This window comes from Mesorhizobium sp. J18 (assembly GCF_007829525.1).
Taxonomy (GTDB): Bacteria; Pseudomonadota; Alphaproteobacteria; order Rhizobiales; family Rhizobiaceae; genus VLJP01.
In genome coordinates this window covers 1-26,335 of the sequence record NZ_VLJP01000042.1, presented here as the reverse complement: position 1 = coordinate 26,335, position 26,335 = coordinate 1, and the positions used below count along the sequence as shown (strand labels likewise).

The following is a 26,335-nucleotide window of genomic DNA, read 5'->3' as shown; positions in this document are numbered from 1 at the left end:
CTTGTAATCGGCTCTACTTTCACGACTGTTTTGCTCATCTTGATACATCCTTTTTCCTCATCATGATCTGCACACTGTTTGTTCGCAAAAGAACATCTACAAGCATGAGTTCTGGCGCGCCGTGCACTTGTCCGCACTCTGCGACGGGGTGATCGGGCTGCGTTTGAGAGGCAGCGCTTTTTCCGTCGCGGTGCATTTTGCCATCGGATTCACAGGGCACATCACAGGCACTCCGGCGCGGCCCGGCCGTCTTACGATCGGCGCGGCCGCAGGCAAGATATCGTGCTTCCCGTCATTCCTCGTCTGCACCAGTCCTCATCCGCTCGCGCGGATTCCTCTGTTCAGTTTGCGGCCGTCACCGTGACGGCCGTGGAGTTTTCATCAGCGCTGTCGCGATCATGCGTGCGCCCCCAGAAGCTTGCGTTCCTTGCGCATCTGGCGCGCATCAGCCTGCGCTGCCCCGTCATTCGGAGCGCCTGTATAGAACGTGCCAGCGCTCCACATGGCGTGCATGATCACCGCCAGCTTGCGCGCCACCGCCACCACCGCCTTGCGATGACAGGAGCGTTTGGCGAGCGCCGCACCCCACATCTTGAGACTGTCCTTGCCCTTGAACCGCGTCATAAGCGCCGACGCCGCTTCGTAGAGCGCGCGGCGCACATCAGCGTCGCCAGCCTTCGAGATGCGCCCCTTCACGTCGATCGACGTACCCGACTGCCATCGTCGCGAGGTCAGCCCGAAGTAGGCGGCAACGTCGCGTGAGCGTCGAAAGCGCGACGGATCGTCGATCGCCGTCATGAACGACAACGCCGTCACCGGCCCGACTCCAGGGATCGCCATGAAGCGACGGCACAGCTCGCTTTGCGCCACCATCTTCACCACCAGATCGTGCAGCCGGCAATATTCCTTCCACAGCGCCGCGCGCGCCGTCAGCATCACCTCCATCAGGTCGGTGGTGAACGGATCATCCGCCACCGCCTCCCGCACGGCCGCGTCGAATTTGCCGCGCCCGATGCCGCCGAGTCTGATCCCGAACGCCTTCAGCGAATGACGGATGGCGTTTTCCAGATCGAGGAACTTGCGCTTCAGGTTGCGCCGGTGCGTCAGCAAAAGCCGCATCCGGTAGCAACCTTCCGTCTTCACATGCGCCCGGCGGAACCAGCCGGTGCGCATGATATGGGCGATGCCGAGCGCATCCGCCTTGTCAGTCTTGTTGCGCTGCGCCGACATTGCCGCGCGCACATGCACCGTCTCCAGGCAGATCGCCGGCAGGCCGAGCTTCAGCATTTCAGGGTGCAGCCATGGTGACAACGAGCCAGCTTCATGGCCGACACGCCGCAGCCGCGGCAAATAAGGTTTGAGAACCGCAAACAGCGCTTCGGCGTCCGTCACCGCCGTCGCCTGAAGATGCACCTCACCCTGCTCGTCGACAACGCAAACCGCAGTTTCGTCAATCGATACGTCAAGCCCGCAAAAATACTCCATCTGCCGTCGCCTCTTCGTTTTGGGAACTCCGACTGTTTTAACCGACGGAGGACCTTCCGCGACAACCGCCGCAGTCTGCGCGCTAACCCGCCGATTACGGCCGGCCCTCAAGTTCCCTAGACTAAGACTAGCACCGTGCGTGCTACGGCTCTGGACCTTGGCTACTTATTAGTATAAATAGATACCATATGGAACTTATCTTATGGCTGGGATCGGCATGAAGATATTCGAGGCAGTGAGCAAGGCCTTAGAGGCCGAGAAGGTGTCGACGATTTTCGGCGTGATGGGCGACGGTAACATGTCGCTGTGGTCGACCATCGTGGCACGCGGCACGGCCACGATGGTCTCGGCGCGCAACGAGGCCGGCGCCGTCGCGATGGCCGACGGCTTCTTCCGCGCCACGGGGCGGGTTGGCGTGGCAACGGTCACATGCGGGCCTGGGCTCACCCAGATAGGCACCTCTCTAATGGCCGCGGCGCGCAATCGTACGGCGATGGTGGTGATTTGCGGCGAGATCCCCGCAGACGCCGTCAACAAATTGCAGTCCATGGATCAGCGACGCTTCGTCGAGGCTTGCTCGACCCGCTACTTTTCGATCACCGGATCGTCAAACCTGGCCAAGGAGATCGTCCAGGCATTCTACGTTGCACGCGCGCAGTCCTGCCCCGTGGTTTTAAATCTTCCTAATGACATTCAAGAGAGGGATTTCAGCGCGGCCTGGCAGTATCGGTCCTCCGCCGACCTTCTTTCCGATCTTGCGCCCGCTCCCAGCAACGAAGACGTCGACATGCTGGTCGATGCGGTCCGTAAAGCAAGGAAACCTCTCATAATTGCCGGCAAGGGCGCACGGCTGTCGGGCGCACGCGAGGAAATCATCTCGCTCTCCCGGCGGATCGGAGCGCTTCTTGGCACCTCGCTTCAGTCCAAAAGCATGTTTTCCGACGATGAGTGGTCCATCGGTATTGTCGGCGGATATTCGAGCGCCGTGACGGAGGAGTTCTGTCGCGAAGCCGATCTGGTGATCGGCATCGGGGCGGAAGTCGGGCACTATACCAGCTGGGGCGGCACGCTCTTTCCGCAGGCATCGCTCATACGCATCGATATCGCGCAACCTCCCGTCGAGCTCCAGGCGGCGACAGGCCGCCACATTAGCGCGGACGCCCGAAAGACCTTGATGAGGCTGAATGCGGGACTTGAGCAAAGCCAAGTGCGTCACGAAGGATTTCGCAACGCCGAAACGAAGGCAAGGATTGCCACCCGGCCCATGCCCCTGCCGGCCGCGAAGGACGGCATCGATCCGCGCGCGCTCGGCCGGGCGCTGGGATCGCTCATACCGCACGACGCCCTCCTGACCTGCGGGGTCGGGCATTTCCAAGGGTTCGTCGCGACCTATATGGAACTCAGGCCGGAAACGCAGGTGGAGTTTTCCAGCCAGTTCGGCGCCGTGGGCCAGACGCTGCCGGTAGCAATCGGCATCGGCATGGCTCAGCCCGACCGTCCGCACCTCGTCATCGAGGGAGACGGAAGCCTAATGATGAACATGCAGGAACTCGACACGGCAGCCAGAAGCAAGCTGCCGATGGTGCTGCTGGTGTGGAACGATCGCGGCTATGGGGCGGAGGCGCAGCGGCTGCCTCTGAAAGGTTTCTCGCCGACGCCGGCGCAGTGGGAAACGCCGGATTTCGCCGCGGTGGCGCGGGCCGTCGGCGGCGACGGGGTACTTCTGGAATCGCTCGACGGCCTAGGGGGTGCGATGCGGCGGGGCTTTGCAAAAAAGGGGCTGTTCGTCATCGACGCGCGCGTCTCACCGTCCGAGACAAGCGACAGCTATCGCAAGCTCTATATGGGCCAGCCGAACCACGCGCCGCTTGTCGCATAACGCGCGAAACGAATACGAAAAGGCAGGCTTGATTCTTATAAGTATCCTAAGATACTATTGAGAATATGCACGCAGCCAGCCTTCCAACCGCGACGCCAGGGTATCCGTTCATGCCATCAGCCGTTTCAAGCCTGGCGCCGCCAGCGGACGTTCATCCTGGCGGTGAAGATCCGATCCAGCGCCTGCTCGCGCCACGCTCGATCGCAGTCGTCGGCGCCTCCAATCGTTCGCGCTGGTCGAGGACACTCGTCGAAAATCTCGACAATTGCGGCTACCAGGGTAGGGTCTCGCTCATCAACCCGCGCGGCGGGATCGTGCACGACCGCCAGGCGTTCCGCTCATGCGGTGAGGTCGACGGTGGCATCGACATGGGTGTCGTGCTGGTTCCAGGCAGCGCCGTGCTCGACGTGGTGACGGATCTCGCTGATGCCGGGGCGCGGTCGGCAATGATCCTGACCTCCGGCTTTGCCGAGACCGGCGGCGAGGGCGTGGTGCTGCAGGAAAAACTGGTACAGTTCGCCCGTGCGCGGCGCCTCCGCCTGTTCGGGCCGAACAGCCTTGGCTACCTGAATTTCGCCGACCGCGTACTCGCCTGGGCGACGCCGATCAAAGCGCCTTCGCGCAGCGACGGCGTGGGCATCGTCTCGCAAAGCGGCGCCACCGCGCTCTTCATGGCCAATCTCGCCTACGAGCAGGATATCGGGCTCAGCCACGTCATCGCCACTGGCAACGAGGCTGATACGGATGGCACCGCCTTCCTTGATCATCTTATCGAGCGGCCGGAAACACGTGCGATCGCGCTCTTCATCGAGACGGTCCGCAATCCGCCGGCCTTCATCCGCTCTGCGCAGAAGGCCCTTGCGAGGGGCAAGCCAATAGTCGTGCTGAAGGTCGGTACGAGCGAGGTCACCGCGCGGTCGGCGGAGGCGCATACGGGCGCGCTGGTCGGAGATGATCGTGTCTTCGAAGGCATATGCCGGCAGTATGGCATCATCCGTGTCGGCTCCGTCGAAGAGTTGTTGGCGACCGCCGACATCGCTGCGCGCACCGGCGTGTTGCGACCTGGAGGCCTTGCAGTCCTGTCGAATTCCGGCGGCATCTGCGAGATCGCCGCGGACCGGGCGGAAGAGCGCGGCGTATCCCTGCCTGAACTGACGGCCGAGACCGCCGCACAAGTGCGGGAGCTCATCCCCGGCTACGGCACGCCGCACAATCCGCTCGATCTAACCGGCGGGATCGACCCTGCCAATTGTGAGCAGATCGTTCGCCTTCTGTCCCGACAGGGGGATTATGCCGCGATACTGTGCCCCTATTATCCGGTACCTACCGAACAAGATCAGATCAGCGAGCGCTTGAGCGCTCTGCATTCGGGCCTTGCGAGAGGGCTGAGCGACGAAGGTGTGCCCGGTCTTCTGGTCAGCTATACGAGCACCTACCAGACCGAGCTTTCCCGCGGGATCGTCGAGCGCGATCGCCTCCCGTATCACGCTTGCGGCCTGGATCGTGCCGTCGCAGGCATCGCCGGAGTCATGCGCTGGTCCGAGCGCCAGCGTAGCGCCTCCCCAGCGACGCACACGGAGCCGATGCAGGCGTCGCTGGCCGCGCGGCCGCGCAGCGAGCACGAGGCGCTTTTGGTGCTGAAATCGTTCGGCGTTCCGGTGGTTCCCACACGGCTCGCCACGACAAGCACAGAGGCGGCAGCCATGGCGGCCGAAATCGACAAACCCGTGGCAGTGAAGATCGCCTCTCCGAATATCGCCCATAAGAGCGATATCGGCGGCGTCGTGCTGGGTGTCTTAGGGCTGGACAATGTCCGGCGTGCATTCGACGAGGTCGTCGGCGCCGCGCGCAGGCATCACGCCGCTGCCCGTATCGATGGAGCCATCATTTCACCCATGCGCAGGAACGGCCTCGAACTCTTCGTCGGCTGCACGCGCGATCCGCAATGGGGTCCGGTTATCGCCCTCGGCCTTGGCGGTGTCTGGGTCGAGGTCATGAAGGATGTTTCGCTGCGTCTTCTACCCGTCGATGCTGTCGAGGTGAAACGCATGCTTGGCGAGTTGCGCGGCGCGGCGCTTTTGCGCGGCCAGCGCGGGGTTCCGGCGACCGATCTGGACGCGGTTGCGGACGCCGTCATGCGCATCGGAGCCGCCGCTGCCGCCTGCGGCCCCGATCTCCGCGCGCTCGAGGTCAATCCGCTCTGGGTGCGCGGCGACAAGGTCGAGGCTCTTGACGCGCTGTTCGACTGGGAGCCGGAAGCGAGCTCACCCGATCCGGCCTGAACGGCGGACGAACTAATTTGAGGAGGCGTGATGTCACTGAGCGGTAAGGCCGCGATCACCGGCATAGGAGAGACGGACTATGTGCGTGGCTCCACAAAAAGCGCATTCAGGCTCCAGGTCGAGGCATCGCTCAAGGCGATCGAAGACGCCGGACTGACGCCGAAGGATATCGATGGCATCATCCCGATCGGCATTACCGGCGCTCCCGCCGAGGAATTCGTCACGAATTTCGGCATTGGCGACCTGCGCTACTCGGCGGTCACGCCGCTTGGCGGGGCCAGCGGCATCGCGGCCGTTCAGTCGGCGGCCGCCGCGATCGCCGCAGGAATCTGCAATCACGTGCTCATCCCCTCGGGCCGCAATGTCAGCGCCGGGGCGCGCGCCGGCGTGCGCATCCACCAGATGCCGCAATTTCATCTCGTGACGGAATACGAATATCCGCTCGGCGCGATTGCGCCGGCGCAGCTCTATGCGCCGATGGCGCGGCGCCACATGGAGCTCTACGGCACCAGGAGCCGCCAGTTCGCGGAAGTGGCGGTCGCCATGCGCGAACATGCCATCCTGCATGGCAACGCGGTCATGAAGAAGCCGATCACGATCGAGGATCATCAGTCCTCGCGCATGATCGCTGATCCGTTCCGCCTGCTCGACTGCAGTCTCGAAAGCGACGGTGGCGCGGCGCTGGTGGTCAGTGCCGCCGAGCGGGCTGGCGACATGCGCCAGGCCAAGGTCGTCGTTGCCGGGATCGCCGAGGGTCATCCCGATTCGCCGAGTTCGATCACCCAGCGGGCAGAGATGACTCGTCTGGGCATCGCCAAGGCCGCGCCGCGTGCCTTCGCCATGGCCGGCGTCACGCCCGCCGACATCCAGGTGGCCGAGATCTACGACTGCTTCACCTACATCGTCATCTGCCAGTTGGAGGACATGGGCTTCTGCGGCAAGGGCGAAGGGGGCGCTTTCGTCGAGAACGGCAGGCTCAAGCTGGGCGGCGCTCTTCCCACCAACACCCATGGCGGCCTTCTCTCGCAGGCGCACATGCTCGGGATGAACCATATCGTGGAGCTGGTCCGACAACTCCGCGGGCAGGGCGGCGCAACGCAGGTCGAGGGCGCGCGGCTCGGCCTTGCCACCGGGTATGGAGACCTCGGCGACGGCGCCATCGCCATCATGCAGCGTGTCTGAAAGGGCAGGAAACATGTCGACAAGCGAAAAGCCCCGGCCGCACGAAACGGAAGAGTCACGGCCATACTGGCGGGGCGCGGAACGCGGTGCTCTCATGATCCAGCGCTGCGCACATTGCGGCAAACTCCGCCACTATCCGCGCCTCGTCTGCGACAATTGCCATTCGTTGGAAAGCGACTGGGTGGAAGCCTCGCGGAGAGGCACCCTGCATTCCTGGACAGTGGCGCATCATGCCTTCCATCCCGGCTTCGCGCAAGACGTGCCCTATGTGCTCGCGACCATCGATCTCGAAGAGGGGGTCCGCGCGCTCGGAATACTGGACGCCCCGGCGGACGGCAAGCTCGCGCCCGGTGCAGCGGTGACGGGGCGCTTCGAGCGGCGCGGCGACGGCGTCAGCGTCCTCCATTTTTTCCTCGCGCGGCAAGGACCTCGCTTAGTGAAAGGTGACGACCAATGTTGACCAGCATTTGCGAGAAGCTTGGCTGCGAGGTGCCGATATTCGCGTTCTCGCACTGCCGCGATGTCGTGGTGGAGGTTTCCAGAGCAGGCGGCTTCGGCGTGCTCGGTGCGGCGACTTTCGCTCCCGAACAGCTTGAAGCCGAACTACGCTGGATCGACGATCACGTCGACGGGCGACCCTATGGCGTCGATGTCATCATTCCCACCAAATACGACAATGAGGCGGAAGCCCAGACGGGAAAAACCGACCTGCACGATCTGATCCCCGACGAGCACAAGGCGTTCATGGAACGCGTGCTGCGAGAGGCCGGCGTGCCCGAGCTTCCGGAGGTCGAGCGCGAGAGGGTGCATCGCGAGATTGTGGAAGGACGGGGCGCCATGACTCCACAGGGCGCCCGGCGACTCGTGGAGACCGCGCTCGACCATCCCCAGGTCAAGCTCGTTGTCAGCGCCCTTGGCGCGCCTCCTGCCGACATCGTCGACATGCTGCGCGCAAGGGGGGTGATGCTCGGCGCGCTCTGCGGTAAGCCGGCCCATGCGGTGCGGCAGAAGGCGGCCGGCGTCGAGCTGATCATCGCCCAGGGTACGGAAGCGGGGGGGCATACCGGCGAGATTTCGACGCTTATCCTGGTTCCCCAGATCATCGACGCCGTCGAAGGCACGATCCCGGTGCTGGCGGCCGGCGGCATTTCCCGGGGCAGCCAGGTCGCGGCCGCCATCGCGCTTGGCGCCGAAGGCGTCTGGTGCGGGACGATCTGGCTCGGCACGCAGGAAAGCGAACTCGATGCTTTCGAGAAGGAGGCGCTCTTCAAGGCGAAGACCGAGGATGCGGTGCGACGTCGCGCGCGAACCGGCAAGCCGGTCCGCATGCTGAAAAGCGCCTTATCGGAGGCATGGGAGGAGCCCGGCGCACCACCCTACCTGCTGCCGCCACTGCAGGGCATCCTCTACAATGAGGCGCACGCCCGCGTCGTGCGCGCCAGGCGCGGCGACCTTTATTCGTTTCCCGCTGGCCAGGTGGTCGGAACGATGACTTCGGAAACATCGGTCAAGCAGGTCATGTACCAGATGCAGGCCGAGTATATCGAGGCGCTGGAGCGGATGTCCGCTCTCATGCCTTCGGATTGAGAGGCCGATATGAGCGACGAAGTCATCGTGGAACGCCGCGGGGGCGTGATGGTCATCACGATCAACCGGCCCGAGGTGCGCAACGCCGTTAATCGTTCCGTCTCCTATGGCGTCTGCGCGGCAGTGGACGAACTCGACGCCGATGCCGGTCTCCGGGTCGGCATCCTGACTGGTGCCGGCGGCACTTTCTGCGCTGGCATGGATCTCAAAGCCTTCCTAAGGGGCGAGACGACGCGGGTCGAGGGCCGCGGAATACTCGGTATTGCCCAGACCCCGCCGAAGAAACCGGTGATCGCTGCCGTTGAAGGCTATGCGCTCGCAGGGGGATTCGAATCCGTACTCGCCTGCGACCTCCTCGTGGCGGCTCGCGACGCGCGCTTCGGCATCCCCGAAGTCAAGCGCGGCTTGGCCGCCGCGGCAGGGGGACTCATGCGCCTTCCGCGCAATATTCCCCCTCGCGTCGCGATGGAAATGGCGTTGACGGGTGAAATGGTAAGCGCGGAGCGGCTTTACGAACTGGGGCTCGTCAATCGTCTCACCGAGAAGGGTGGGGCGCTGGCCGAAGCTCTGCGGCTGGCGGAGAGCATCGCGGCGAACGCGCCTCTTGCCGTCGCGGCCAGCAAGCGCGTGATCACCGAGCAGGTGGACTGGGCGCTGGACGAGCTGTTCGAACGGCAGGAGCCGATCACGGGACATCTCCTTGCTTCCGAAGACGCCCGGGAGGGAGCCAGAGCTTTCGCCGAGAAGCGCCAACCAATCTGGAAAGGGCGCTAGCGGCGTCAATTTACGTTTCGGAAGAATTGTCTATCCATCAGAATGATGTGATACGCATGAGTAGAACACCCGCTCGATGACCCATTTGTCATCGGTCATTCCGCGCTATGATCTGGGAGGAACCATCATGAAGCGCCTTTTGAATGTGTTATGTCCGTTGGTGCTCGCCGCCTCAACGGCTTTGGCTGCGGCGATTGCGGCGAGCTCGCCGGCGGCTGCCGATGTGGTTCTGAAATATTCACCGTGGTTGCCACCGCAACACGCGGTCCATGTCGGACTGATTAACCCGTGGATCGAGGAGGTCGAGAAGGCTACCGAAGGGCGTGTGAAGATTGAATTCCTGCCGAAGGCGGTGGGAAACGCCGCCGGTCAGTTCGACGTCGTTCGCGACGGCCTGGCCGACATGGGAGTGATTCTGCCGGGCTATACGCCCGGGCGGTTTCCGCTCCTTGAAATAGGCGAATTGCCACTGCTCTCCAGCGACGCTGCAGTGATTGCTCCGGCCTTCTATCGACTCTATGTGAAGCATTTGGAGCAGTTGAACCCGCTCAAAGGCACTCATGTCATCACCATCTTCTCGACGACACCGAACCAGGTCGTATCGGGCAGATCCATTATCGATAAGACCGCGGATTTCGTGGGGCTGAAGCTGCGCGCCCCGACCGTCACCAGCATCCCTATCATCAATGCCCTCGATGCGGTCCCGGTGCAGAAGCCCGTCTCGGAAATGTACGAGCTCGCATCGAGCGGGATCGTGGACGGCACCTTCTTCGCGGCCACCGCGGTGGTCGACTGGAAGCTCGGGAAGCTGCTCCCCTACATGACCAGGATACCGGGAGGCATCGGCCAGCCGGTCATGGCGATCCTGGTGAACGAACAGAAATGGGAGTCCATCAGTGAAGCCGACCGAAAAGCCATCATGGATCTGTCCGGCGAAAAACTCGCCGCCAAGGCCGGCGAGAACTATGCCGCCTCCGAGAAGGTCGCCTATGGCAAGCTCGAAGCGGAAGGCGTGAAGATCGAGGACGCCCAAGCCGGGCTGGTCGGCGAACTCAAGGAAAAATTGGCGTCGGTAGATCAGAAATGGTTCGAAAGCGCGAAGAAGGCCGGCCTGGAGAATCCCGAAGCCGTGCTGAACGAATTCCGCGCGGAGCTCCAGAAATCGGCCGATTGACCATCGGCGAGCCGGCACGCTCCGTCAGCGGGCCGGCCCTAGTGACGCTGCGACAGGTCCTCAATTCCGCAATCGCTGAAAAACCCATCCGAGGCTGCTTGCATACCAGTCGGAAGTGATATATACTAATTAGTATATAAAGAGTCGCATGCGTTGCATGTCCAGAGTGAGCTTCGGCACCCTATGAAACCGCCTTTCAGTCGCACCCTCCCAGACCTCCTTCGCGAAAGGGCCGAAGTCGATTCGGACGCCTTGGCTGCAGTGGGCGGTGGCCGCCGCGTGACCTATGGCGAGCTTCTTGAGCGCAGCGAAATGGTGGCCTCCGTGCTCGCAGGGCGAGGGATTGCCCGCGGCGACAGGGTCGGGCTCATCGTGAGCAACAGGATCGAGTGGCTGGAGATCGCTTTCGGCGCGATGATGTCCGGTGCCGTGGCGGTTCCGTTCAGCACCTGGTCGACGCGCAAGGAGCTGGAATTCCTTATCCCCGATTCAAAGGTGAAGATGCTCTTTTCGCTGAGCCGTTTCGGCGACCGGAATTTTGCCGAGGATCTCGGCTCGATGAATCTCGGCGAGGTGAAGGTTTGTCTGCTGGGCAGCGAAGCCACCTCGAAATTCGAGCGATACGAGGACTTAGCCGGCGGCGTCGCCAGGGACTTTCGGCTTGCGCCGGGAGAGGGTCCAAGCGCGTTCGACGACGCTTTTGTCCTCTATACGTCTGGTTCGACCAGTGCGCCGAAGGGGGTGCGGCTTAAGCAGTACGGCGTAGTCGAAAACGGGTTCAACATCGGTGAGCGTCAAGGGCTTGGTGCTACGGATCGCGTGTTCCTTTCCGCTCCTCTTTTCTGGTCCTATGGTGGCGCGAATGCGCTTCCTGCGACCTTTTCCCATGGCGGCTGCCTCGTCCTTATGGAAAAGTTCGAAGCAGCGCACGCCCTCGACATCATCGAGCAGGAAAAGTGCACGGCGATCTACACCTTGCCGGGGATGACGAACGCGCTGTTGCGCGAGCCCGGCTTCGACAAGCGCCGCACGGCGAGCCTGCGCACCGGTCTGACGATCGGGGCAGCAAAGGACTTTCTTGCAGCGGCGAAAGATCTTGGCATCTCTGAGCTCTGCAACGTCTACGGTGCCACAGAGACCTATGGCAACTGCGCCGTCGCCTGGCATCACTGGTCAATGGAGAGGCGCGCGCACTGCCAGGGGCCATTGCTGCCCGGCCAGGAAATCCGGGTGCGCGACGAGAAGACGGGCGAAATCCTCGGCGCGGGTAGGGCGGGTATGGTTGAAATCCGCGGCTACGTGACGCCCGGCTATTCCGGCGCCAGCGCGGTGCTGAACGGTGAAGCCTTCACTGAGGATGGGTATTATCGCACCGGCGATGTCGGCATGGTTGACGAGGACGGCGCCTTCGTTTTCATTGGACGAAGCGTCGAGATGATCAAGCGCGCAGGCATCAACGTCTCCCCCGCCGAGATCGAGGACGTGCTGCTGACGCACGACGTGATCGCCGCGGCGGCGGTAGTCGGCGTTCCCGACAGCGAGCGTGGCGAGGCGATCGTCGCCTTTGTCGTGCCGAAGAAAAACGCGGCGATCACTGGCGACGAAATCCGCACGCATTGCCGGGCCGCCCTCTCAAAATACAAGATTCCCGATCGCGTCGAAATTCGCACCGCGCTACCGCTGACGCCAACGGGAAAGCTGGCGCGGAAGGAACTCAAGCAGTCGGCCGTCGAAGCCATGTCCGACCGCACGGCGGATGGCGTGCGATGAAAGAAGGTTGGAACCGTTGGGGCGAAGACGATGAGGCGGGCGCTCTCAACACGATTCGCAGGGGCGAGACGAAAGCCGCTGCCAATCTGGTCAGCGAAGGTAAAGTGTTCTCGCTCGGCCAGATGATATCGCCGAGGCTGCCGATCCCGGGGCACAGGCCCGGTATGATGCATTTTATGGGGCGCGACGGTGGAGACTATGCGGCCGGCCGTCGTCGACCGGGCGGATTCCAGTTCGCCGAGGACACAATCGTGATGCCGATGCATGCCGGCACGCATCTTGATGCGCTATGCCACTGCTGGTACGACGACGCGCTGTATAACGGCTTCGCCGCGACCGAGGTGCGCAGCGACGGCGCCAAGCGCCTCGGAGCGGAAAAGCTTCCCGCAATCGCAACCCGCGGTTTGTTGCTCGATTTCGTGCGCATCAACGGCGCGCCGCTCGAAGATGGCTATTCTATCGGTGTGGATTTACTGCGCGAAGCGATCGCCGCGTCCGGCGCAAACCCCGGAAAGGGTGACTGCATCCTCCTGCGCACCGGCTGGCTGGAACGGCAAGAACCGGGAGCAGCGGTCGACTTCAATGCCGAGCCGGGCATCGATGTCGAGGCGGCGACAATGCTGGCAGAAGCCGACGTGGCCCTCATCGGAGCCGACAACTATGCGATAGAAGTGCTGCCTTTCCCGGCCGGAAAGATCTTTCCCGTACACCAGCGGCTGATGCGCGATTTCGGCATTCCACTTCTAGAAGGCCTCGTGCTCGCCGAACTCGCCGAGGCGCGGCCCGGGCCGTTCTTGTTTGTGACGGCGCCACTGCGCATTGTCGGCGCGACCGCAAGCCCCGTCAATCCGGTGGCCATACTGTGATGGGCGTCCTCGTGACCGGGAGTCGCTACGGTGGCTGATCTCGGCAGCTTCCTCACAGGCGTTCGGGTCCTGGACCTGTCGCAATATATCCCCGGACCGATGGCTTCGCTGTTTCTCGCCGATATGGGTGCGCATGTCACCAAGATCGAGCCGCCGGACGGTGATGAGATGCGCCATCTCGGCCCCCGCGACGATCAGGGCCGGCCTGTGTTTTATCGCTCGATGAACGGCGGCAAGATCATTCGCCGCATGAATCTGAAAGACGAGGCGGCGCGCCGCGATTTTCTCGAGTTGGTCGCCGAGTCCGACATCGTGCTCGAAGGGTTCAGGCCGGGGGTGATGCAACGGCTCGGCATCGATTATCCGGTGCTGCGCGAAGCCAATCCGTCGATCATTCTGTGCTCGATCAGTGGTTACGGCAAGAATTCGACGCTGCGGTCCAGCGCTGGCCATGATGCCAATTATCTCGCGCTCATGGGCATGCTCGAGCGCAACGGCAGCGGCCGACCGGCCTTCTTCGATCCTCCGATCTCCGACGTGGCTGGCTCGCTTTTTGCGGTGACCGTCATGCTCGGCGCGCTGCACGGACGCAGCCGCTCAGGACAGGGCTGCGAGATCGACCTAGCGCTGGCCGACACGATCATGCCGCTGCAGATGATGCAGGTGGCCGATTACGGAGCTAACCGTACCGTCCCTCACCAGGGGACGACGTATCTCAACGGTGCGGCCGCCTATTACGAGGTGTACCGGACGGCTGATGAAGGCTTCGTGGTCCTCGGCGCCGTGGAGCTCAAATTCTGGCGCGCCTTCTGCGAGACGGCGGAACGGCCCGACTGGATCGAGCGGCATGGGGACACTCTTCCGCAGTGGGCGCTGAAGGCCGAACTGGCCGACTGGTTCGGCGCCAAAACCCGCTCGGAGCTCGCCGAAACGTTTGCGGCGGCCGACTGTTGCCTGACGGTGGTCAACGACCTCGGCGAAGCGCTGGATCAGGCGCAGGTGCGCGAAAGGCAACTCGTCCGCAAGGGGCCTTCGGGCGAGCTTCAGGCGCTTTTCCCTGTGTGGATCGACGGTGCGCCACCGCGCAGCCGACCGGCTCCGATCGAATGCGAAACCAAAGAGAAATGAGGTAGGTCATGGGCCTGAACCGCAAGACGGCCGTCATAGGCAGCGCAGTCCTTGCGCCATTTTCCGGTGACGACCGGTCGCTGGAGGAAATCTTATATGAGGTTTCCCAGCAGGCATTGAAGGACGCCGGGCTGACGATGGACGATATCGACGGCATCGTCGTTGGTTCCAACGACCAGTTCGACGGTCGAGCCATCTCGATCATGGCGGCATCCGGTTCGGTCGGCGGAGTTGACCGCGATATCCTGTCGACGCCCTCGGCGGGAGAGCATGCTTTCGTCATGGGCGTCCTGCGCGTGGCCTCAGGGCAGTACGACACCCATCTCATCGTATCCTGGAGCCCGCTGGAGGCGTCCTCTCTATCGGAGGCCCAGAGGCTCGGCGCCGATCCCTATTTCCACCGGCGCCTGCCGCTTGACGAGTCGTCTGCCTATGCCCTGCAAGCGGCGGCACTCGGTGCTCGATCGCCAGTGGCTCACGAGCTCGCGGAACCGATCTGCCGTCGCGGGCGAGAGAACGGCGCGGCGGCCGGGATTGATTCGTCCGCGATTCCAACTCATCCCGCGGCCGGTCATGCCCACTGGCCGGTGAAGGAGGGGATGATGGCAGCGGCGACGAGTGGCGCCGTGGCTTTGGTCATCGCCTCGGAGGACCATGTCCGGGAGCGCGGCATCGAGTGTCCGGCATGGGTTCGCGGAATGGGATGGGCGACCGAGGCGGCATTTCTGGGCGACCGCGACCTTGCTGCCGCAGAGGCTCTCGAGGAGGCTTCGCGCCGTGCATATGAGGAAGCCGGCATCGACGATCCGCGCAGTTCATTCGATCTGGTGGAACTAACCGGCATCACCCCATTCCAGGAATTGATCGCTTACGATGCTCTCGGCATCTCGCGCCGTGACGACTGGAAGGCGGACATTCAGTCGCCGCGCTTCACGATGTCGGGCGAGCTGCCCGTGAACCCATCGGGCGGCGCGATGGCCCTCAATCCCGTCTTCTGCACGGGCCTGATGCGGATCGAGGAAGCCGCGCGTCAGATCCGCGGCAAAGCCGGAAAGCATCAGATCGACGGGGCGAACCTCGCTCTCGCCCATGCCGCCAGCGGCGTGGCGATGATGTACCAGACAGTCATTGTTTTCGGAACCAACGCGGAAGGAGGCCGTGCATGAGCGCTCCCAGAGTAGGAATCATCGGTATCGGCCAGTCGGCCTTCAAGCCACGCCGGGATGATGCCAGCTATCCCGACCTGGTCAGGGAAGCGGTGAATCTCGCGCTTTCCGAGGCCTCGCTCGACCTCGATGCCATCGAGGCGATCGTCTACTCGCTGTCGCCCGACGCCATGGTCGGCATCGGCAACGCGGAACGTCTCGGCGTTGATGCGGTGGGCGGCCGAAACAAGCGCTTCCTGCGCATCAACACGGGTGGCGCGACCGGCATCTCAAGCGTTGCGGCCGCCTACTATCACGTTGCCGCGGGAGCATGCGACGTCGTGATGACCGCGGGCGCGGACAAGGTCGGCGAGTGCGGCGATTCCCAGACCGTGCTCAACAAGATCTGGGATCCCATCTACGAGCGCCCGTTGCCGCAGGGTACGATCACGATGCTCGCCATGTCAGGCATCCGTTATGCCGACAAATACGGCATGACCCAGGAGGACATGGCGAATGTCGTGGTCAAGAACCGCAAGCACGCTTCGCTCAATCCGAACGCCCACCTGCGAAAGGAGGTGACCGTCGAGGAAGTCATGGCGTCGCGCTATATATCCTGGCCGATCAAGCTGATGGATTGTTGCCCGCAGTCGAGCGGCGGCGGTGCGATGATCTTGGCTTCCGAGCGATACATCAAGGAGAACCGTCTTGATGCGGTCTGGATCACCGGGGTCGGGCATTGCTCGGAAACGTACTATATCGGTGACCGGATGGGCACCGGCTACACCGCCGACCATGCCGACGCCTATGCTCTTCGGAACTCGTTCGAGCGCGCCTATCGCATGGCTGGCGTCACCGACCCACAGCGACAGGTCGATGTCGCCGAACTCTATGCGCCCTTCAGCAACACCGAATACCATTCAATCGAAGCGGCGGGCCTGGCGGGCCTCGGCGAGTCCGTTGCTCAGGTCAATGAAGGGCGTTTCAGCATAGGCGGCGAGATACCCGTCAATCCGTCCGGCGGAACGCTATGCACGAACGCCATCGCGGTCACGGCGATGATCCGTGTCGCCGAGGTGGCGTTGCAGGTATCTGGCCGCGCAGGCGGACATCAGGTCAAGGGCGCCAAGCTGGGAATCGCCAGCGGCAATGGCGGTGACCACCAGTTCTTCGGAACGATGGTCGTCGAGGCTTAAGCAACGATAGGACGAAAACGATGGAACTTCTGAAACGCCAGGAAAACTGGAACATCACCTACACGCACGCGCTCGGCGAGATCGCGAGCTGGTTCTTCGTGCAGATCCGCGACAACGCCAAGATCTACGGCCGCCGGTGCGCCAAAAGCGGCCGGGTGCTCGTGCCGCCGAGGGCTTTTTCCGACCAGACGCTCGAGCCGACGACCGAATGGGTCGAGGTCGGGCCTGGCGGCAAGATAGAGACCTTCACGATCGTCTACGAGCCGTTCCACAATCTGCCCGAGCCGCCTTATGCGTTCGGTTTCGTCCAACTCGACGGCGCAGACACGGCGATCGGCGGGTTCTTCAAGGGCGTCGATCTCGCGGACCCGGCGAAAGCGGCCGAAAAGCTCGCGGTCGGAACCCGCGTCGAGGCCAAGTTCGCCGAGAAGAGGATCGGCGACCTGACTGATTTCTGGTTCGAGATCGTCTGAAAGCGAGCGCGGCGGCACGGTGTCGCCGCGTCCCAATACGTACTTACGGAAGCCCGCCATGATCCCACGCACGATTTTCTCCGAAGAGCACGAGATGTTCAGGCAGTCGGTCAAACGGTTCATCGCCGAAGAGATCACGCCCTTCCACGGCGATTGGGAGAAGGCGGGGATCGTGCCGCGCGAGACGTGGCTGAAGGCCGGACAGGCTGGTTTCCTCTGCATGACGATACCGGAAGAATATGGCGGTGCTGGCGGCGACTTCCTGCTTAGCGCGATCATGGTCGAGGAGATGGCGCGCGCCGGCGCCACCGGCCCGACCTTCTACCTGCATTCCGATATCGTCGCCCCCTACATCCTCCATCACGGGACGGAAGTGCAGAAGCGGACCTGGCTTCCCAGAATGGCGACGGGGGAGGTCGTGACGGCGATCGGCATGAGCGAGCCCTCGGGCGGGAGCGATCTCCAGAACATAAAGACCACCGCACGCCGCGACGGCGACGACTATGTCATCAACGGCCAGAAGGTCTTCATCACCTCGGGTCACGCGGCGGATCTACTCGTCCTCGCCTGCAAGACCGATCCGCGCGAGGGCGCCAGGGGCGTCAGCCTAATTCTCGTCGAGACCGACCGGCCCGGCTTCAAGCGCGGCCGGATGCTGGAGAAAATCGGCTGCAAGGCGCAGGACACGGCCGAACTCTTCTTTTCCGACCTGCGCGTGCCGGCGACGAATCTGCTCGGAGAGGAGAACCGCGGTTTTTACGTGCTGATGAAGGAGCTGGCGCAGGAGCGGCTTATTCAGGCCATCCGTGCGATCGGTTCGTCCGAGGCGGCGCTGGAGTGGACGGTCGAATATGCGCAGGAGCGCAAGATGTTCGGCCAAACACTGGCTGACTTCCAGAATACGCAATTCAAGCTGGCCGAGATGCAGGCCGAGCTGACGATGCAGCGCGTATTCATAGATCGCTGCATCGATCTGCACGTAGCTGGAATACTCGATTCTGTCGATGCGGCGATGGCCAAGCTCGTCTCCACGGAGCTTCAGGGAAAGGTCATGGACCAGTGCCTCCAGTTCTTCGGAGGCTGGGGCTACATGTGGGAATATCCGATCGCACGCGCCTTCGCCGATGCACGCATGGGGCGAATCGGCGGCGGCAGCGTCGAAGTCATGAAACAGATCATCGCGCGCAGCATGCTCAAGCCTGCAGGTGGAAAGACCTGATGAGACACTTTGTTGCGTTTCGATCCGAGTTGGTATTGTAGTGGGTAGGCAAAAATACTAACCAGCCTAGGAATCTACTCATGACGTCGAAATCCGACTCGCAGCGTATGGGAATCCGCGACGAGATCGCGGCACTGAAGCGTGCACGTATCATCGCGGCAGCCGTGGAGCTCTTCTACGAGCACGGATACGAGAACACGACGCTTGAGGCGGTGGCAGAGCGCCTTGGGGTGACGAAACCGTTCATCTACACGCATTTCAGTTCCAAGTCTGAACTGCTCGCGGAAATCTGTTCGCGCGGCATTGGCTCGTCACTGGAAGCGATGAACAGTGTCATACCGATGAAAGCTTCCCCGACGCAGAAGCTCAAGGTTCTGGCGCAGCGTTTCGTCACAGCGGTTCTCGACAGCCAGATGCATATCGCGATCTTTTCCCGCGAAGAGAAGAACCTCGCGCCGAACGATTTCGAACGTATCAACAACATGCGCCGCGACTTCGACAAGAAGCTTACGGGCCTTCTCAGGGAAGGAATGGAAGCAGGCGAATTTTCTCTGAAGGATGTGCACGTCGCGGCACTGTCGATCGGCGGCATGGTCAGTTGGGCTTATGTCTGGTTTCGGCCGACAGGCCGTCTCTCGGTGCAACGGATCGCCGATGAGATGTCCCAGCTCATTTTGCAACTGGTGGATGCCAGGGATCGGGCTGCGTAGCCGGCTCGGGTTCAAAGGATGGAGTGATGGAGAACACAAACGAGGACACGGGGTCGGGGCCGTTGGAGGGGGTGAGGGTTTTGGACCTTTCGACGGTGGTGCTCGGCCCCATGACGGGTCAGTATCTCGGCGACATGGGTGCCGACGTCGTCAAGGTGGAAGCTCCAGGCGGGGACATCACACGCACTATCGGACCACGACGCTCGGAGGGCATGGGGGCGCTCTTCCTCGCCAACAATCGCAACAAGCGCAGCATAGTCCTTGATCTGAAGACGCCGGCGGATCGCCATGTCCTTGACGGCCTCATTCGACAAAGCGACGTGCTGCTTCACTCAATTCGCGGGGCGGCAGCCGAGCGGCTGGGACTTTCATATGCGCGGCTCTCCTCGATCAATCCCCGGCTGATCTTCTGCCATCTCTTGGGCTTCGCCGAAGGCGGCCCTTACTCCGGCAGCCCGGCTTATGACGACATCGTGCAATCGCTGTCGGGGCTCGCAATGCTGCAGAAGATAGCCGCAGGCCAGCCTCGCTACGTACCCTCCATAATCGCTGACAAGATCACGGGTGTCCACGCGGCCTATGCGATCGCGCTGGCTCTTTTCCATCGCCAGCGCACCGGGCGCGGCCAGCAAGTCTCGGTGCCGATGCTCGAAACGCTGGTAGCCTTCATCTCGGCCGAGCATCTGGGCGGCTGCATCTTCGAGCCGCCGGAGGGGGAAATGGGATATGAACCCATTCGCCACGGAATGCGCCGTCCGTTTCCAACGAGCGACGGCTATATCTGCTTCCTGCCCTACAACGACGCCAACTGGCATCGCTTTCTGACGATCGCGGGCCGATCCGACCTGCTTGCCGACCGCCGATTCACGACGCAGGCCGGAAGGCAGGCGAACCTCGGATTGATCTGGCGGGAAGCGGCTGAAATTCTGAGCACGCGCAGCAGCGCGGAGTGGATGACGCTTCTCAAAGGGTCGGATATTCCGCATGCGGCCGTCAACGACCTCGAAGACCTTCTTGATGACCCGCATCTGGAGGCGACGGGATTCTGGCAAATGCTTCCTCATCCGACGGAGGGGCTGATGCGGCTGCCGTCGAGCCCTTTGACCTTCTCCGACTCGCCCGCCTCGATCCGCCGGTTGCCTCCTCGCCTCGGCGAGCACACCCGCGAGGTTCTCGCGGAATGGGGGCTGGCTTCGGCAGAAGCGTCGTCCTGATTAAGCGCCGTCTACTAAAAAGATTCTATTGCTACTCGACGATACCTCAATTATACTCATTGGTATAATTAGGTTCCGTGAATGGGAGGAGTTCGCAAATGCCTTGGAATTTTCCGTATGCGCGCGGTGCGGCCGTCGCAGCCACCCTGGGCGCCGCCCTCGCGGCGATGACGACATCAGCGTTGTGCCAGACGATTATCAAATATTCTCCATGGCTGCCGCCCGCGTACGTGCTTAACGAGCCGGTCCTCAAACCGTGGATGGCCGAAGTAGAAAAAGTTACGGAAGGGCGCGTGAAGATCGAATGGCTGCCGAAGGCGGTCGGTTCGGCTGCCGCGCAATTCGATGTCGTCCGCGACGGGCTTGCTGATATGAGCATCATCCTGCCCGGCTATACGCCGGGACGCTTTCCAGTAATGGAAATGGGCGAGCTGCCGCTCCTTACGGACGACCCCGCTGTCCTGTCTCCTATCTTCGAGCGGATCTACCAGAAGCATCTGGACAAACTGCAACCCTTCAAGGGAACGCATCTTTTGACGATCTGGGCCAGCACGCCGACCCAGATCGTCACCACCAAGGGGATTATCAAGGAAAAGTCCGAATTGACCGGACTAAAGATGCGGGCGCCAAGCAAGACGGCAGTGGAGGAAATGGAGGCGCTGGGCATTGTTCCTGTCCAGAAGCCCGTGTCCGAAATGTATGAACTGGCATCATCCGGCATCGTGGATGGCACGTTCTTCCCGTTGAGCCCCATCGTCGACTGGAAGGTCGAGAACATCATTAAATACGTCACCAAGGTGCGTGGCGGCATGGGCCAGTCGGTGCTGGCGATCCTCATAAACGACGCGAAGTGGCAGTCGATCGACGAAAAGGACCGAGAGGCGATTATGGCCATCTCCGGCGAGAAGCTGTCACGTGCCGTGGGCGAGGAATATGCCAGAGGCGAGGACAGGGCCCGTGAAACCCTTCTGGCCGCCGGGGTGACGATCGAGGATGCGTCGCCCGCACTTCAGGGGCAGATCGAGGAAGCTCTCGCGGCGGTGGACAAGAGCTGGGTCAAAGTGGCGCAATCCAAGGGACTGAATGACGCCCAGGCGGTTCTCGACGAATTTCGCGCCGAATTGAACAAAGCTGCCGTTCAGCACTGAGCTCCGGAACACATTGGAGGACCGACACCATGCTTGACCGCATCGAAGGTGCGATCAGCGTTATCGCCGGCGTGCTTCTTATGTGCCTGGCACTTCTAACGTTGGGCGACGTCATCGGACGCAACATCTTCCATCAGCCCCTAGCCGGCACAACGGAGCTGACCGAACTCGGCTTGGTGGGAATCACCTTCCTGCTCTATCCGCAGATCGCGCTGAGGCGTCATCATATCGTCATCGATCTCTTCGATGGCGTGGCCCCCCAATGGCTCAAGGCGGTCCAGAACGTTCTGGCCGGCGTGCTGGGGGCGCTGTTCTTCGCCGCACTGTCGTGGCGCATGGTTGTCCAGGGTGGGCGCGTCTCCTCCTACGGAGATATCACAACCTACCTGCACATACCGCTGGGGCCGGCCTACTATTTCATGGCCGTCCTCTCGGCCCTTACTGCAATCGCTTTCATCCTGACGATTTTCATCGCCCCGCGCGATGCGAAGCGAGAAGGCCACGCACCTAGCTTGGGGATCGAATAGGATGCTAACAGCTGCGATAGGATTCATTATCGCCTTCGTGCTGATCTTTCTGCGCGTCCCCGTCGCGATCGCGCTGGCCGTGATCGGTTTTGCCGGCTTTGCCTACGTCAACGGCATGACGCCAGCGCTCAGCATGATAACGTTGATCACCAGCGGCTCCACAATGTCGTATCCGCTTGTGGTGATACCGCTCTTCATTCTGATGGGTAATTTCGTCGCCGGCGGCGGCATCTCGGCGCAACTGTATCGCGCCGCGCAGGTCTTCATCGGGCATTGGCGCGGAGGACTGGCGCTGGCGACGATCATATCGTGCGGGGGCTTCGCGGCCGTTTGCGGATCGAGCGTCGCGACCGCTGTCACGATGGGCAAGGTTTCGATCCCGTCGATGCGCAAATATGGATATTCCGATAGTTTGAGCACGGCTACGGTCGCTGCCGGAGGCACTCTCGGCATCCTTATCCCGCCGAGCGTCATCATGGTCGTCTATGGCGTGCAGACCGAGACGCATATCGGCAAGCTCTTTGCCGCCGGCCTCCTGCCGGGCCTGATCGGTGTCATCGGCTATTCGCTGGCGGTGCGTTGGTCCGTCTATCGCCGTCCGGAGTCCGCGCCGCCGGCGGAACGCTCCGATGCCAAAGAGAAAATCGATGCGATAAAGGATGTGTGGCCGGTGGTGGCGCTCTTCGTCCTGGTATTGGGCGGCATCTATTCCGGGCTGTTCACGGCCACGGAGGCGGGCGGCATAGGCGCGGTCGGGGCACTTGTCTTTGCCGTATTCCGCGGAATGACGCTGAAGTCGTTCTTCGGCATCCTCAAGGATTCGGTCCAGACGACGGCCGTGCTGTTCGCGTTGATACTTGGAGCGACCATTTTCGGCGAGTTCATCAATCTGACAGGTGCGGATCGGGCCGTTCTTTCGCTTGTCAGCAATTCGAGCTTCCCGCCATGGCTGGTGATCCTGATCATCATGATGATCTACATCCTGCTGGGGTGCGTCCTCGACAGCCTGGCAATGATATTGCTGACATTGCCGATGTTCTTTCCGATCGTCACCGGCCTCGGATACGATCCCGTCTGGTTCGGAATATTCGTGGTCATGCTGGTGGAGTTGGGTCTGATCACGCCGCCAATAGGCATGAATCTCTTCATCCTGCGGTCGGTCGCGCCGGATGTAAGGCTTGGGACTATCATCCGTGGCATCCTGCCCTTCATCGTCTCGGACATCGGTCGCATCCTGCTGATCGCATTCTTCCCGATCGTCGCGCTGTTACTGCCCAATTTGTTCTTCTAGCAGCAGCCATCGTAGCAATCACGGCGGGTGAGCCCAAGGACCGCCAACTGAAACGAGGAGAAGAGCCTCATGGTGAAACGATATGCGGTCATCGGCGCTGGAGCAGGCGGACTGTGCGCGGCGAAGAATCTGCTCGCAGTCGGCATAGAGCCGACGATCTTCGAGGTTGGAAGCCGCATTGGCGGCCTCTGGGTTTACAACAACGACAGCGGACGCAGCCCCGCCTATCGCAGCCTGCACATCAATTCGGAAGCCGCAGTCAGTTCCTTTGTGGATTTTCCTTTTCCGGAGGGCACGCCGCTGTATCCCGACACGGCGCAGATGGAGCGCTATTTCCGCGACTATGCGGAGCATTTCGACCTGACAAGGCGCATCCGTTTCAAGAGTGAAGTGAAGTCCATCGAACGCACGGGCGACGGATATAGGGTCACGACCGGTGACGGGAAGGCTGAGGAATTCGACGGCGTGGTCGTGGCGTCGGGGCACCAGAGCATCCCGCGCCATCCGCCGCAGGTCGAAGGGTTTACCGGCGAATATCTGCATTCGCACGACTATCGCGTGCCCGAACCTTATGCCGGCAAGAAGGTGCTGGTCATCGGCGCCGGCAACAGCGGCGTCGACGTTGCAGCGGATATCTGCACCGTCACCGAGATGACGTATCTCTCGGCGCGCTCGCCAGTGCTAATCATGCCCCGGCTGATGTTCGGCGTGCCGCAGTCGCGAATCCTGGTCAAGCTCGAAAAGCCCTGGGTGCCTTGGAGCCTGAGGATCTGGATGCGCAACATGCTGACGCGAATCTTTCACGGCCGCATGGAGCAGTGGGGCTTTCGCACGCCAAAAACGCGCACGCACCCGATCAGCCATCCAACCCTGATCTCGCACATCGCGTGGGAGCGCATCAAGGTGAAGCCGGGCATCGAACGGGCGGAAGGAAATCAGGTCTTCTTCTCCGACGGATCGCAGGAAACCGTCGATGCTATCATTGCTGCCACCGGCTATCTCACCGATCTGCCGTTTTTGCCTGAAGGCACGTCGCCGCTCAACGGCACGCGGCTCGACCTCTACAATCGCGTCGTCCACCCGGCGCTGCCGAACGTGTTCTTCATTGGCTATTTCGACGTATCGGGCGGCAGCAACATCCGCATGATGGATGACCAGGCGGAGTATCTTTCGGCGATCGCCGCGAGCAAAATCAAGCTTCCGTCGCCAGACGAGATGAGAGAAGCAATCCGAGCGGACCATGCCTTCCAGGAGAAGCAATTTCCCAATAGCCCACGGTATGGACTGGAACTCGACCCATATCGCTATAGGAAAATGCTGGCTCGCGACTACGTACGCAGCGGGACGGCCAGATCAGCGTCCAAGCCGATGGCGATGCGCGTCGACCGTCAGGTCGCCGAGAAGCGGCGGCAGCAGAATTCCGAGGTGTCACTCTAACGGGAGCGGAAAAAAGTTGGAGGAAGGAGTCATCATGTAATCGAGGCCTTTCCAGAAAGGGCACGATCGGTACGATGTTCACATGCGTGTGGTCGAAGAGTCCGGCTGCAAGGACGTCGCGGATCGTAGTGGGGCCGCCCCCGATGCGCACATCCTGGCCCGCCGCGGCCTTGCGCGCCTCCGCCAGCCTTTCGGCCGGAGAGGCGTCGATGAAGTGGGACGTCGTTCAGTCCTCCATCGCGAGCAACAGGCGTCGGTTCCGGGTGAGCACGAAGACGGGTGTATGGAACGGCGGGTTGGCGCACCACCAGCCCTTCCATTCGGGATCCTCGTGCCATCCGGGATTGCCGAACTTTCCCGCTCCGATCTTGGCGCCGACCCCGGGCGCGAAGAGCCGCAGCGCTGCCGCCCGTTTGGCCGGTTCTCTGGCGCCACCAGCGCGTCGCGAACATCCATCTGTGCAGCCTCTCGGAATGGCCGCAGGGCGCGTCGCGGCTGAGGCCGTCCCCTGTGGCGAAGCCGTCGAGCGAGACCGAGACGTACTGGAGCGGGTTTTCGGGGTTCATGGCAGCTGATTTGCCCATATATGTAGACAACCGGCCGCGGCGATTTCCGTCTGCGTCTGACCTTTAGTGCGGGACAATAGTATGCTGGTCAGACAAGTCGCAAATGTGCTCGATCTGCTCGAGTTCTTTGCCGCCCACGGAAAACCTGCCAGTCTCGCCGAGATATCGCAGCACTTCGGCTGGCCGCGCTCGTCCACATTCAACCTTCTGTCGACCCTCGGCGCGCGGGGTTATCTCTTCGAACCGGAAGGCCGCGGGCGATTTTATCCAACGCCTCGGTGGCTGGCGATCGCGCATACTATTTCGGCAGCCGAACCCATACCCGACACGCTGGTGCGGCTCGCAGGCGACCTGAACGAGCGGACTGACGAGACTGTTTGCGTCGGCGCGGCCTCGGGTGGGAGCGTGGTCTTTCTCGAAGTCGTCCAATCCAAGGCGCGCGTGCGCTACGTCGCGGAAGGGATCTGTTGCAAACTTTTCAGCAACGAGGTGATGGCATGAGGTCAGCTCCAATTTCGGAGCGTATTGCATGTTCAAAGGCCGTCATTTCGATCGATCCGTTATCTTGCTGTGTGTGCGGTGGTATCTGGCATACGGCCTGAGCTTGCGAGATCTGAAGGAGATGATGGCCGAGCGCGGCATCGGCATCGATCATTCGACGATACACCGCTGGGTGGTCTATTTCTCGCCGGTGCTATTGAAGAGCTTCAATCGACGGAAGCGAGCCGTCGGTGGCAAGTGGCATTTGGACGAGACGTATATTAAGGTTCGCGGCCAGTGGATGTACCTCTACAGGGCGATCGATAGCGCAGGCGACACGGTGGAATTCTGGTTCAGCAAACACCGTGACCTGCCGGCGGCGAAGCGCTTCATGCGCAAGGCTTTGGCCCGCCATGGCCGCCCGGATCGTATCGTCATCGACGGCAGCCAAACCAACCGGGAAGCAATCATTTTCTGCGACGCCGAGAGCCGGTTGAAGGATCGGTCACGGCGCCAATTGAAGGCGATCCGCATCCGAAGCAGCAAATACCTCAACAACCGGATCGAGCAGGATCACCGACGTATCAAGCGGCGGGTACGACCGATGATGGGCTTCAAAGCATTCTCCTCGGCAGCCATCACCCTGGCCGGCATCGAGATGGTTCATATGATGCGCAAGCGGCAAGGGCGGTTCGCCTTCAACCCAGCTCCGTCACTCAAGCAACAGTTCGAGGCAATTGCCGCCTGAATTGCGTCCGGCAAAGTGGCGCCGAGTGCCCTCCAGAAAATTTGCAACACAACC

The 26,335-nt window shown here is 62.0% G+C and carries 23 protein-coding genes; 22 read left to right on the top strand and 1 reads right to left on the bottom strand.

Annotated features, from left to right (window positions below):
* Positions 1–396: 396 nt before the first annotated feature.
* Complete coding sequence (locus tag L598_RS15010; RefSeq protein ID WP_144860715.1) at positions 397–1,485, bottom strand: IS110 family transposase; 1,089 nt, start codon at positions 1,483–1,485, stop codon at positions 397–399.
* A 202-nt stretch (positions 1,486–1,687) separates the two neighbouring features.
* Here L598_RS15010 and L598_RS15005 point away from each other — a divergent pair, with 202 nt between their 5' ends.
* The 22 genes from L598_RS15005 to L598_RS14895 all read left to right on the top strand — a co-directional run bounded on the left by L598_RS15005 (position 1,688) and on the right by L598_RS14895 (position 26,281).
* Positions 1,688–3,364 carry a thiamine pyrophosphate-binding protein gene (locus L598_RS15005; RefSeq protein ID WP_144863787.1) on the top strand — a complete coding sequence of 559 codons (1,677 nt, stop codon included), beginning with the start codon at positions 1,688–1,690 and terminating at the stop codon, positions 3,362–3,364.
* Between the two features lie 110 nt (positions 3,365–3,474).
* On the top strand, positions 3,475–5,646 hold the full coding sequence (locus tag L598_RS15000) for an acetate--CoA ligase family protein (RefSeq protein WP_186445058.1): 2,172 nt from the start codon (positions 3,475–3,477) through the stop codon (positions 5,644–5,646).
* A 30-nt stretch (positions 5,647–5,676) separates the two neighbouring features.
* Positions 5,677–6,828, top strand: a complete 1,152-nt coding sequence (locus L598_RS14995) for a thiolase family protein (protein ID WP_144863783.1) — start codon at positions 5,677–5,679, stop codon at positions 6,826–6,828.
* Positions 6,782–7,288: a Zn-ribbon domain-containing OB-fold protein gene (locus L598_RS14990; RefSeq protein ID WP_144863782.1), complete on the top strand. Its 507-nt coding sequence runs from the start codon at positions 6,782–6,784 to the stop codon at positions 7,286–7,288. Before L598_RS14995 ends, L598_RS14990 begins: the two co-directional genes overlap by 47 nt.
* Positions 7,282–8,415, top strand: a complete 1,134-nt coding sequence (locus L598_RS14985) for a nitronate monooxygenase family protein (protein ID WP_144863780.1) — start codon at positions 7,282–7,284, stop codon at positions 8,413–8,415. The genes L598_RS14990 and L598_RS14985 overlap by 7 nt, the downstream gene beginning before the upstream one ends.
* A gap of 9 nt (positions 8,416–8,424) precedes the next feature.
* Complete coding sequence (locus tag L598_RS14980; protein WP_144863778.1) at positions 8,425–9,189, top strand: crotonase/enoyl-CoA hydratase family protein; 765 nt, start codon at positions 8,425–8,427, stop codon at positions 9,187–9,189.
* Between the two features lie 127 nt (positions 9,190–9,316).
* Complete coding sequence (locus L598_RS14975; protein ID WP_186445057.1) at positions 9,317–10,363, top strand: TRAP transporter substrate-binding protein; 1,047 nt, start codon at positions 9,317–9,319, stop codon at positions 10,361–10,363.
* 183 nt (positions 10,364–10,546) lie between these two features.
* On the top strand, positions 10,547–12,133 hold the full coding sequence (locus L598_RS14970) for a class I adenylate-forming enzyme family protein (RefSeq protein ID WP_144863774.1): 1,587 nt from the start codon (positions 10,547–10,549) through the stop codon (positions 12,131–12,133).
* Positions 12,130–12,999, top strand: a complete 870-nt coding sequence (locus tag L598_RS14965; RefSeq protein ID WP_144863772.1) for a cyclase family protein — start codon at positions 12,130–12,132, stop codon at positions 12,997–12,999. The genes L598_RS14970 and L598_RS14965 overlap by 4 nt, the downstream gene beginning before the upstream one ends.
* A gap of 30 nt (positions 13,000–13,029) precedes the next feature.
* A complete protein-coding gene (locus tag L598_RS14960; RefSeq protein WP_144863770.1) occupies positions 13,030–14,127 on the top strand; it encodes a CoA transferase in 1,098 nt (365 codons plus the stop codon).
* 8 nt (positions 14,128–14,135) lie between these two features.
* Positions 14,136–15,293: a hypothetical protein gene (locus L598_RS14955; protein ID WP_144863768.1), complete on the top strand. Its 1,158-nt coding sequence runs from the start codon at positions 14,136–14,138 to the stop codon at positions 15,291–15,293.
* On the top strand, positions 15,290–16,468 hold the full coding sequence (locus L598_RS14950) for a thiolase family protein (RefSeq protein WP_144863766.1): 1,179 nt from the start codon (positions 15,290–15,292) through the stop codon (positions 16,466–16,468). Before L598_RS14955 ends, L598_RS14950 begins: the two co-directional genes overlap by 4 nt.
* A gap of 20 nt (positions 16,469–16,488) precedes the next feature.
* The gene (locus L598_RS14945; protein ID WP_144863764.1) at positions 16,489–16,941 is read left to right on the top strand and encodes an OB-fold domain-containing protein; all 453 of its coding nucleotides are present in this window, start codon (positions 16,489–16,491) and stop codon (positions 16,939–16,941) included.
* Positions 16,942–16,999: 58 nt separating this feature from the next.
* Positions 17,000–18,160 carry an acyl-CoA dehydrogenase family protein gene (locus L598_RS14940; protein WP_144863762.1) on the top strand — a complete coding sequence of 387 codons (1,161 nt, stop codon included), beginning with the start codon at positions 17,000–17,002 and terminating at the stop codon, positions 18,158–18,160.
* An 80-nt stretch (positions 18,161–18,240) separates the two neighbouring features.
* A complete protein-coding gene (locus L598_RS14935; protein ID WP_144863761.1) occupies positions 18,241–18,870 on the top strand; it encodes a TetR/AcrR family transcriptional regulator in 630 nt (209 codons plus the stop codon).
* Positions 18,871–18,896: 26 nt separating this feature from the next.
* Positions 18,897–20,084, top strand: a complete 1,188-nt coding sequence (locus L598_RS14930; protein ID WP_144863759.1) for a CoA transferase — start codon at positions 18,897–18,899, stop codon at positions 20,082–20,084.
* Between the two features lie 98 nt (positions 20,085–20,182).
* Positions 20,183–21,232, top strand: coding sequence for a TRAP transporter substrate-binding protein (locus L598_RS14925; RefSeq protein WP_144863757.1), 1,050 nt, complete (start codon positions 20,183–20,185; stop codon positions 21,230–21,232).
* 29 nt (positions 21,233–21,261) lie between these two features.
* Complete coding sequence (locus L598_RS14920; RefSeq protein WP_144863755.1) at positions 21,262–21,759, top strand: TRAP transporter small permease; 498 nt, start codon at positions 21,262–21,264, stop codon at positions 21,757–21,759.
* A gap of 1 nt (position 21,760) precedes the next feature.
* A complete protein-coding gene (locus tag L598_RS14915) occupies positions 21,761–23,050 on the top strand; it encodes a TRAP transporter large permease (protein WP_144863753.1) in 1,290 nt (429 codons plus the stop codon).
* A gap of 69 nt (positions 23,051–23,119) precedes the next feature.
* On the top strand, positions 23,120–24,487 hold the full coding sequence (locus L598_RS14910; RefSeq protein WP_144863751.1) for an NAD(P)-binding domain-containing protein: 1,368 nt from the start codon (positions 23,120–23,122) through the stop codon (positions 24,485–24,487).
* Between the two features lie 647 nt (positions 24,488–25,134).
* Complete coding sequence (locus L598_RS14900; protein WP_144863749.1) at positions 25,135–25,554, top strand: helix-turn-helix domain-containing protein; 420 nt, start codon at positions 25,135–25,137, stop codon at positions 25,552–25,554.
* Positions 25,555–25,582: 28 nt separating this feature from the next.
* Positions 25,583–26,281, top strand: coding sequence for an IS6 family transposase (locus L598_RS14895; protein ID WP_144862852.1), 699 nt, complete (start codon positions 25,583–25,585; stop codon positions 26,279–26,281).
* Positions 26,282–26,335: the final 54 nt, after the last annotated feature.